General features: G+C 69.8%; 10 protein-coding genes. 3 read left to right on the plus strand and 7 right to left on the minus strand.

Annotated features, from left to right (window positions below; genetic code table 11):
- Positions 1 to 78: 78 nt before the first annotated feature.
- Positions 79 to 336 (minus strand): hypothetical protein, encoded by a 258-nt coding sequence (locus tag KD1_RS01335; protein ID WP_068396423.1) that lies wholly within the window; start codon positions 334 to 336, stop codon positions 79 to 81.
- An 859-nt stretch (positions 337 to 1,195) separates the two neighbouring features.
- Between KD1_RS01335 and KD1_RS01345 the strand changes: the two genes are divergently transcribed.
- The 3 genes from KD1_RS01345 (at position 1,196) to KD1_RS01355 (ending at position 3,299) form a co-directional block, all read left to right on the plus strand.
- Positions 1,196 to 1,945: an enoyl-CoA hydratase-related protein gene (locus KD1_RS01345; RefSeq protein WP_068396440.1), complete on the plus strand. Its 750-nt coding sequence runs from the start codon at positions 1,196 to 1,198 to the stop codon at positions 1,943 to 1,945.
- A 107-nt stretch (positions 1,946 to 2,052) separates the two neighbouring features.
- Positions 2,053 to 2,604, plus strand: coding sequence for a hypothetical protein (locus KD1_RS01350; protein WP_068396443.1), 552 nt, complete (start codon positions 2,053 to 2,055; stop codon positions 2,602 to 2,604).
- Positions 2,605 to 2,786: 182 nt separating this feature from the next.
- The gene (locus KD1_RS01355) at positions 2,787 to 3,299 is read left to right on the plus strand and encodes a DUF3145 domain-containing protein (protein WP_068396447.1); all 513 of its coding nucleotides are present in this window, start codon (positions 2,787 to 2,789) and stop codon (positions 3,297 to 3,299) included.
- Between the two features lie 84 nt (positions 3,300 to 3,383).
- Here the strand turns inward: KD1_RS01355 and KD1_RS01360 are convergent, their stop codons facing one another.
- The 6 genes from KD1_RS01360 to KD1_RS01385 form a co-directional block, all read right to left on the minus strand.
- Entirely contained in the window at positions 3,384 to 4,838 is a 1,455-nt protein-coding gene (locus KD1_RS01360; RefSeq protein ID WP_068396450.1) for an acyl-CoA carboxylase subunit beta, read from the minus strand.
- A complete protein-coding gene (fabF, locus tag KD1_RS01365; protein ID WP_068396453.1) occupies positions 4,835 to 6,079 on the minus strand; it encodes a beta-ketoacyl-ACP synthase II in 1,245 nt (414 codons plus the stop codon). The genes KD1_RS01360 and fabF overlap by 4 nt, the downstream gene beginning before the upstream one ends.
- Before the next feature lie 82 nt (positions 6,080 to 6,161).
- Positions 6,162 to 6,410, minus strand: a complete 249-nt coding sequence (locus KD1_RS01370) for an acyl carrier protein (RefSeq protein ID WP_068396456.1) — start codon at positions 6,408 to 6,410, stop codon at positions 6,162 to 6,164.
- Positions 6,411 to 6,503: 93 nt separating this feature from the next.
- Positions 6,504 to 7,505, minus strand: coding sequence for a beta-ketoacyl-ACP synthase III (locus KD1_RS01375; RefSeq protein WP_068396459.1), 1,002 nt, complete (start codon positions 7,503 to 7,505; stop codon positions 6,504 to 6,506).
- A 1-nt stretch (position 7,506) separates the two neighbouring features.
- Complete coding sequence (locus KD1_RS01380; protein ID WP_068396462.1) at positions 7,507 to 8,688, minus strand: acyltransferase domain-containing protein; 1,182 nt, start codon at positions 8,686 to 8,688, stop codon at positions 7,507 to 7,509.
- Between the two features lie 78 nt (positions 8,689 to 8,766).
- Positions 8,767 to 9,126, minus strand: a 360-nt coding sequence (locus tag KD1_RS01385) for a PucR family transcriptional regulator (RefSeq protein WP_169795310.1), incomplete at its 5' end; no start/stop codon positions are given.

Raw genomic sequence — 9,126 nt, forward strand, 5'->3', positions numbered from 1 at the left:
TTCGCCGCGAGGGTCGAAGGCGACCTCCAAGCCGTTGGAGGTCGCGGAGCGGGCGCACGTGATGGTGACCCGCTCACGCTACGGTTGGGTGAGGAACGAGGTAGCACCGCGCGTCCACAACAGGTACGGGGCGCGGATACCGAGACCGTTACGGGTGATCGGCCGGTGGTCGTCGGCCGGGGTCAGCGTCCCGATTCCTTGCGGCCCTGCTGATGCCGCTCGGTCGAGCAGGTAAGGGGTGAGGTGTCCGCCCAGGCACTCGCGCCACAACAGTGCGCCGCCGCGGCTCAGCTTCGGGATCGCGTCCTCGGACTCCAACAGCCGCAGGGCCTCCACCCCACCGACCTGAGCCAGAACGTATCCGGGTCACCCAATCATTCGACTCGGCGATCGCGCGACAGCACCGTCCGTGCCATTGCACTCAGCGACCACCTGCTTGGCTATCGACACCATCATCGCTTGCTCTCGCTCCAAGGATCACCGGTCGGGTGCGCACGGTGGGGTCAGCCAGAGTGATCTCGATCGCGGCGGCCACCAGGCCCCGCCCGCGGAGACGCATGAGCCGTCAGCGCAAGGGTTACGTTCGATCGATCGTGCGGATCGGTCTTGCGGAAGCTCGTCGCGCTTCCTGCCGGCCAGTCGCCTGTCGCCCGCCTAGACGTTGAGGAGCTCATCGCCAGGGTACTGACCGATAAGCGCAAGCGCAGGCCGACAAAGTCCATGTAGACGGCCCTGTGCGTGGACGTGGAAGGGCTCATGCCTGCCATGACCTAACGAGGACGCCGGCACAGTGTGGAGCCGGCGAACAGCCGAGATCCGCGACGAACGCAGGACGCACACCTCCTTGGCAGCCCTGGCTCTCGTCGCGTTCTGTGACGGCACCACGAGCCCCCGGGTGGCCCTGGGGGTCCGCACCACCTTCGCCGTTGATCAGGGTCAGAGCAGCATCCGTCGGTCGTGGGTTCAAGCCCCACACGCCCTACTCGATCGTTCGATGCTGCGGCGGCGCGGCGATCCTCCGCTCACGTTGCCGTCGATCCCTGAGGTTGGCGTCGTTATGCACGCCTGGCCCACGCTATAGCGGGGGCCAGGCATGCATAACGACATCGGGCGTGCATAACGACGCCGGGCACGATCACGACCGGATCCGAGCGCCCGTTCGGTGACGAGTGAGCGACTCGATACGGTGTGGCCCATGCCAGTGACCGAAGAAGTTCGCGACCATGTCCTCATCGTGCGCATCGACCGCCCTGAGAAGCGCAACGCCATCGACGTCGCCACCGCCGACGGCATCGAGGCCGCGCTCAACCGGCTCGACGACGATCCGAACCTGTGGGTCGGCGTGATCACCGGCACCGACTCGGTCTTCTGTGCCGGCACCGACCTCAAGGACGGCATGGACTACGCCACGGAGCGCGGTGGCGAGTACGGCATCATCCGCCGCGCCCGCCGTACTCCGCTCATCGCCGCCGTCGAGGGCATCGCCTTCGGCGGCGGATTCGAGATCGCCCTGAACTGCGACCTCATCGTCGCTTCACGCGCGGCCCGTTTCGCGCTGCCCGAATCCCTACGCGGCCTCGTGCCGACCTCGGGGGCCATGTTCCGCGCTCCGCGCGCGTTGCCCCGTGCGCTGGCCGTCGAGCTCATGATCACCGGCAGCGAGGTGTCGGGGGAGCGCCTCCACGACCTCGGCGTCATCAACCAGATCACCGACCCCGGCGCGGCCCTGCCCGCCGCGCTCGAGATGGCCGAGCAGATCTGCCGCTCCTCCCCGAACTCGGTCAGGGAGGTGCTCGGTGTCGTGCAGGCCCTCGACGAGGCCGGCGAAGACCTCGGGTGGCAGGTGACCGACGCCGCCAAGGCCCGCATCAAGGCCTCCGCCGACGCCGCCGAGGGCATTGCCGCGTTCTTCGAGAAGCGCCCGCCGCAATGGACGGGCCGCTGACGACGCTCCGCGAATGACAGGGTTTTGACAGGTTCGTGACAGGGGCGCTTCAACCTCCAGTGCCAGAGTCGTTTTCACGGTCATTCATTCCCCGGAAGGAACGCACCATGAACATGACGACCCTCGTCGCGGCGAGCCTGGCCGCCGGCAGCCTCGCCTTGACCGGCGCAGCCCTATCCAACGCCGCCGACAGCACACCGCCGTCGGCCACGCCCAGCACCAGTACGTCCACGACGTCGCCGAGCAGCACCTCCAGCACGGACACGGACAAGGAGACCAAGGACGACAACCGCCCCACGATCAAGGACGACGGGCGTTCGCTGAGCGCCGACGACGCGTCGAAGGCCATTGCCAAGGCCCTGGAGAAGCAGCCCGGGGAGGTCAAGGGCGTCCAGCTCGACCGTGAGGGCAGCGGCTTCATGGTCATGATCCTCAAGGACGCGAAGACCAACCCGCAGATGGTCATGGTCAAGGTCAGTGCCGACTTCTCCACTGCCGAGGCGACGACGTTCGAGGGACGCCGCGGTGGCGGGCCGGGCGGACACCGCCACGGCGCTCCCGGTGAGGCTCCCAACTCGAACGACGACTCCGGCACCTCGTCCGACTCCGGCACCTCGTCCGACTCCACCACCCAGACGAGCGGCCTCAACGCCGCGTGAGGAGCATGTGACACAAGAGGCTCGTGTCGTCGAGTGGTACTGACGGCATGAATAGGGCAGACTGGCTCCGACAAACTGCGTCGGAGCCAGTCTGCTTCGCGCACATAGCCGGTCGCATGACCATCCGTACCCGTAGGTGCTTGGCGTTGGGGAAGACGTCCATCGCACCCAAGGAGGAACGGATGTCGAGTCAACCGCGCAACACGACCAGGGGAGTGGTCTTCATCCACTCGACCCCAGCGGCGCTGTGCCCACACATCACGTGGGCACTCGAGTCGATTCTGGGTACCCGCGTCTCCCTCGACTGGACGGCTCAGCCGGCCGGTCACTCGCTCATGCGCGCCGAGTTCTCCTGGGTCGGTGAGCCCGGCACCGGCGCGAAGCTGGCCAGTTCGCTGCGCGGCTGGGACAACCTGCGCTACGAGGTGACCGAGGACCCGAGCCCGGGCCTAGACGGCTCCCGCTGGCAGCACACCCCGGCACTCGGCATCCACCACTCCTGGATCTCTGCCAGCGGCGACACCGTCATCAACGAGGACCGCCTGCGCGAGGTCATGACCCTCGCCCGCGGCGCCGGAGAAGCGATCGAGGACATGCTCCACGAACTCCTCGGCTCCGACTGGGACGCCGAACTCGAGGCCTTCCGTCACGCCGGCGAGGGCGCGCCGGTGCGCTGGCTGCACAAGGTCAGCTGACACGAGGCGGAGCGCCGTACGGCGCGTCAGACACGTCAGGTCCGGTGGTGCTGGTGCGCACCTCCGGACCTGACGTGTGCCCGCTCAGAGCGGGATGTTGTTGTGCCGCCCGCGCCGCTGTGGCGCCTCGGCGATCGCCTGCGCCAGCTTCGAGCGCGACGACGACGGCTCGATGACCTCGTCGACGACCCCGATCTCGACCGCCCGCGGCAGACCGCCGGAGAGCCGATCGTGCTCGGCAGCCAACTCCTCCTCGACTGCGGCGACCTCATCCGGGGCCACCTCGGCGAGACGGCGGCGGTGCAGAATGCGGATCGCCGCGACCGAGCCCATGACGGCCACGTGGGCATCGGGCCAGGCGAACACCTTGGTCGCGCCCAACGAACGCGAGTTCATCGCGATGTACGCCCCGCCGTACGTCTTGCGCGTCACCAGCGTCACGCGCGGCACGACCGCCTCCGCGAACGCATGCAGGAGCTTCGCTCCACGACGCACGACGCCGTCCCACTCCTGGCCCACACCGGGCAGATAACCGGGCACGTCCACGAGCACGATGAGTGGCACCCCGAACGCGTCACACATCCGCACGAACCGGGCGGCCTTCTCCGCCGACGGCGAGTCGAGGCAGCCGCCGAGCTTCATCGGGTTGTTCGCCACGACACCGACGGTGCGGCCACCGAGACGACCGAGTTGGGTGACCATGTTCGGCGCCCACTTCGCGTGCACCTCAACGGTTTCCGCGCCGTCATCGAGCAGGTCGGTGATGACCGGGTGCACGTCGTAGGCGCGCTTGTGCGACTCGGGGAACGACCGCTCCAGGTCGACGTCGGTGACCGCGGCCACGTCCAGCTCGCCCTGGTCGGCGAGCAGGCGGCACATGACACCACCGGTCGCCAGGGCATCGGCCTCGGAGTCGGCGATGTAGTGCACGACCCCGGAGCGTCGTCCGTGCGGCTCGGGCCCGCCCAGCCGCAGCGCGTCGACGGCCTCACCGGTGACCGAACGCACGACGTCCGGGCCGGTCACGAAGATCCGCCCCTCGGGCGCGAGGATGACGAGGTCCGTCAGGGCCGGGCCATACGCCGCTCCGCCCGCGGCCGCGCCGAGCACGATCGAGATCTGCGGGATGACCCCGCTGGCGCGGGTCTGGATCGCGAAGATCTCGCCGACGGCGTGCAGTGACCCCACGCCCTCGGGCAGGCGGGCGCCACCCGAGTGCCACAGCCCCACGATCGGAGTCTCGTCCGCGAGGGCGCGCTCATAGGCGTCGACGACGACCCGACATCCGGCGATGCCCATGGCACCGCCCATGATCGTCGCGTCCGAGGCGAAGGCCGTCACGCGCACACCGCCGACGGTGCCGACCGCGGCGAGCATGCCGGAGTCGTCCTCGGGGGAGATGAGCTCGACCGAGCCGGCGTCGAAGAATGCCTCGAGGCGCAGGCGAGGGCGACGCGGATCGGTGGCCCGGTCGACCTTGGCCTTGCCGGCACCGGCCCGGCTCACCGCCGCGGCGGCCTCGTTCGGGGCATGGGTCATGCGACGCTCCGGAAGATCAGGGCGACGTTCGCGCCACCGAAGCCGAACGAGTTGTCCATCGCGGCGATCGGCCCCTCGGGCAGCGTGCGGTGCTCGCCACGCACGACGTCGATCGTCACCGCGGGGTCGAAGTCGGTGATGTGACGCACGGCTGGTGCGATGCGGTCCCGGATCGCCATGATCGTCAACAGGGCCTCGACGGCACCGGCCGCACCGAGCAGGTGACCGGTCTGCGACTTGGTCGCGGAGACCGGGATGCCGTCGGCGTCGGAGCCGAACGCTGCCCGGATCGCGTTGCTCTCGGCGACATCACCGACCGGGGTCGAGGTCGCGTGGGCGTTGATGTGACTGATGTCGGTCGTCGACATCCCGGCCTGCTCCAGGGCCAGGGTCATCGCGCGGCTCGCGCCGGCACCCTCGGGCTCGGGGGCGACGATGTTGTGCGCGTCGGAGGAGATGCCCGCGCCGGCGAGTTCGGCGTAGATCGTCGCTCCGCGCGCCTTGGCGTGCTCCTCGGACTCGAGGACGACGATGGCCGCACCCTCGCCCATGACGAAACCGTCACGGGAGGTGTCGTAGGGCCGCGAGGCCGTGGCCGGGTCGTCGTTGCGAGTCGAGAGGGCCTGCATCGCGGAGAACCCGGCGAACGTCAGCGGGTGGATGGCCGCCTCCGTGCCACCGGCGACGACGACGTCCGCACGACCGGACTGGATGAGGTCCATGCCCAGGGCCATCGCCTCGGCACCGGACGCGCACGCCGACACCGGCGTGCGGGCGCCGCCGCGGGCACCGAGTTCGATCGAGACGTTGCCGGCCGGGCTGGAGGGCATGAGCATCGGGACGGACAGCGGGTAGACCCGTCGCGGGCCCTTCTCGCGCAGCGTGTCCCACGCGTTGAGGGTCGTCGTGAAGCCACCGATGCCGGTGCCGATCGCGACGACGAGGCGCTCGGGCTCGACCTCGGGCGCGCCGGCGTCCTGCCAGGCCTGGCGGCTGGCGACCATGGCGTACTGGGCCGAGGGGTCCATGCGCTTGGTCTCGACCTTCTTGAGCACCTCGGCGGCCGGCACGGCCAGCTCGGCGCCGAAGCGCACGGGCAGTTCGTACTTGGTGACCCAGTCGTGGGTCAGGGTGTGGATCCCGGACTGGCCCGCCAGGAGGGCCTCCCAGGTCGAGGCGACGGTGCCACCGAGGGGCGTGGTGGCTCCCATGCCGGTGACGACGACGGAACGGGCGGACATCGGTTCTCCTTGACGGTCGGGATCGGTGCGCTGCGGCGCAGGCGGTGGGGCGGGACCCCGATCGGGGCCCCGCCCGGCCAGATCAGGACTGGGCGTTCTTGATGTAGGTCACGGCGTCGTTGACGGTGACGAGGTTCTTGACCTCCTCGTCGGGGATCTTGACCCCGAACTTCTCCTCGGCGGTGACGGCGATCGTCATCATCGACAGCGAGTCGATGTCGAGGTCGTCGGTGAAGGTCTTGTCGAGCTGGACGGCGTCGGTCTCCAGACCGGTCTCCTCGTTGATGATCTCGGCGAGGCCGGCGAGGATCTCGTCGTCGGTGTAGGCCATGGTGTTCTCCTGTCTGGCGGGGGTGATGGTTCCGAGGCAGGGAGCCCCGAGGTGGTCCGTTGACCCGCGGACCGTCGGGATTCTGTGGGCCCGTCAGGGCAGGACGACGACCTGGGCGGCGTAGACGAGGCCGGCGCCGAACCCCATCTGCAGGGCGAGTGTGCCGTGCAGGTCGGGGCGTTCGCGCAGCAGCCGTTCGGTGGCCAACGGGATCGACCCGGCGGAGGTGTTCGCGGTCTCGACGATGTCGCGCGCCACGTACACCGACTCCGGCAGCTTGAGCTGCTTGACCATCGAATCGATGATCCGGATGTTCGCCTGGTGGGGGATGAAGACGTCGAGCTCGTCCGCGGTGATGCCGGTCGCGTCGAGCGCCTGCTGGCACACCTTGGCCATCTCGTACACCGCCCAGCGGAACACGGCCGGGCCCTCCATCCGCAGCGTCGGCCACGGCAGATCGCGGTTGGCGCCGAAGTCGGTCCACGACGGGGCCTGGGTGATGAGCTCGGACTTCGTGCCGTCGCTGCCCCACACCGTCGGGCCGATGCCGGGCACGTCGCTCGGGCCGATGATCGCCGCTCCGCCACCGTCGCCGAAGATGAACGCGGAGCCGCGATCGGTCAGGTCGGTGATGTCGAGCAGCTTCTCCATGCCGACGACCAGCACGTGGTCGGCGGTACCGGCCCGCACCATGTCGTTGGCCACGCTGACCGCGTAGGCATACCCGGCGCATGCCGCGGAGACGTCGAAGGCCGCGCAGGTCAGGCCCAGCCGGGCCGCGAGCAGCGGGGCCGCGCCCGGGGTCTGGTACATGTGCGTGACGGTCGCGACGATGACCGCGTCGATCTGGCTCGCGTCCAACCCGGCCATGGCCAGGGCGTCACGCGAGGCCACCTCGGACATGTCGACGACGCTCTCGTCGGGGCGGGCGCGGTAACGCTGCTTGACGCCCGAGCGCGACTGGATCCACTCATCGGAGGAGTCGATCGCGTCGACGATCTCGGAGTTGGGGATGACCCGGTCGGGCCGGTACGCGCCGACGCCGAGCATGCGGGCGTACCGCATCGGCGTGTTCATCGTGATCTGGGCGGCCATGTCAGTTCCCGTTCGGGTGCAGCCGCAACAGGGGCTGGCCGGGCGCGACCGGATCGCCGTCCTCGACGAGCCATTCGACGACGGTGCCACCGTGCTCGGCGGTCACCTCCCACGAGTCGCGGAGCGTCGAGACGGTCGCCACCGTCGCGCCGGGCGCGACGTCGCCGTCGGCCGGGCCGGAGATCGACACGGTGCCCTTGTACGGCGCGACGACGAGGCGCCACGTCGGGGCGACGCCGCTGCGGGTGCGGTCGGCGGTGCCGTGCTCACGGACCATGCGGTGGGCGGCCTCGAGGTCGTCGGGGGTCTTCAGCGCGAGGGTCTCGACACCCTTGAGGGCGCGCTTGGCCAACCCGACCAACGTGCCCGCCGGCGCGATCTCGATCAGACCGGTGACACCGAGATCCGCAAAGGTCTGCATGCACAGGTCCCACCGCACCGGGTTGCTGACCTGGCTGACGATGCGAGAGAGCACCTCGGTACCGGAGTGCAGCACGGCGCCGTCGGCGTTGGACACCAGCGGCACGCGCGCGTCGTGGGTGCTGATGGAGCGTGAGTAGCCCTGGAGCACGTCGACCGCGGGGGACATGTGGTGGGTGTGGAACGCGCCGGCGACCTTCAGCGGGATGACGCGTGCCTTGGCCGGCGCGTCAGCGGCGAACGCGGCGAGTTGCTCCATCGTGCCGGCGGCGACGATCTGGTTGGCGCCGTTGCGGTTGGCCGGCGTCAGGCCGTGCTTCTCGATCGCGGCGATGACCTCGTCCTCGTTGCCGCCGATGACGGCGCTCATGCCGGTCGGGGTGACGGCGCTGGCCGCGGCCATGGCGTTGCCGCGCTCGCGCACGAGCACCATCGCCTGCTCGGCCGAGATGACCCCGGCGGCGGTCGCGGCGGTGATCTCACCGACGGAGTGACCCGCGCCGGCGCCGACGAGGCGGAAGCCCTCGGCCGGGTGGGAGAAGACCGCCAGCAGGGAGATCAGGCCGGAGGCGACGATGAGCGGCTGGGCGACCGCGGTGTCCTTGATCGTCTCCTCATCGGAGGTGGTGCCGTGGGCGACGAGGTCGATCCCGGCGACTGCGGAGAACCATTCCATCCGGGCACGGGCACCGGGCAGTTCGAGCCACGGGGCGAGGAAACCGGGAGTCTGGGAGCCCTGACCGGGCGCAACGAAGACGAGCACGACTCCACATTCTCGCCCAAGGGGGTCGGTTCGCCCCTCCGAGCGGCACGAAGAACGCGCGCGATCTTTGGAGGATTGCTACAACGACCGGGGGCGGGGTGCGGTGGCGTTGGCCCCGAGCCGACCGAGGGCGATCGCCACGCGCACGGTGAAGGCGTCATGCGGTTCGGTGAGGTCGTAGCCGATGACGTCGGTGATGCGGCCGAGGCGGTAGCGCACCGTGTTGGTGTGCACGAACAGGGTACGAGCGGTGCCCTCGAGCCCGCCGCGGGACTCCAGATACGCCGAGGCGGTCTCGAGCAGGGATTCGTTCCTGGTCAGCGGGATCCAGATGCGGTCATGGAGCAGGGAGCGGGCGGGGCCGTCGGCGGCCAGGGCCCGTTCGGCGATGAGATCGTCGGCCAGGCAGGGGCGGGGGGCGGCCGGCCAGGCCGGAGC

This window comes from Kribbia dieselivorans NBRC 106261 (genome assembly GCF_001552435.1).
Lineage (GTDB): Bacteria > Actinomycetota > Actinomycetes > Actinomycetales > Dermatophilaceae > Kribbia > Kribbia dieselivorans.

What these genes read in the sequence shown, in the direction of transcription:
- KD1_RS01355 (WP_068396447.1), top strand. Translation starts at nt 2,787, where the DNA reads ATGTCGAGTCAACCGCGCAACACGACCAGGGGAGTGGTCTTCATCCAC.
- KD1_RS01345 (WP_068396440.1), top strand. Translation starts at nt 1,196, where the DNA reads ATGCCAGTGACCGAAGAAGTTCGCGACCATGTCCTCATCGTGCGCATC.
- KD1_RS01370 (WP_068396456.1), bottom strand. Translation starts at nt 6,410, where the DNA reads ATGGCCTACACCGACGACGAGATCCTCGCCGGCCTCGCCGAGATCATC.
- KD1_RS01350 (WP_068396443.1), top strand. Translation starts at nt 2,053, where the DNA reads ATGAACATGACGACCCTCGTCGCGGCGAGCCTGGCCGCCGGCAGCCTC.
- KD1_RS01360 (WP_068396450.1), bottom strand. Translation starts at nt 4,838, where the DNA reads ATGACCCATGCCCCGAACGAGGCCGCCGCGGCGGTGAGCCGGGCCGGT.
- fabF (WP_068396453.1), bottom strand. Translation starts at nt 6,079, where the DNA reads ATGTCCGCCCGTTCCGTCGTCGTCACCGGCATGGGAGCCACCACGCCC.
- KD1_RS01375 (WP_068396459.1), bottom strand. Translation starts at nt 7,505, where the DNA reads ATGGCCGCCCAGATCACGATGAACACGCCGATGCGGTACGCCCGCATG.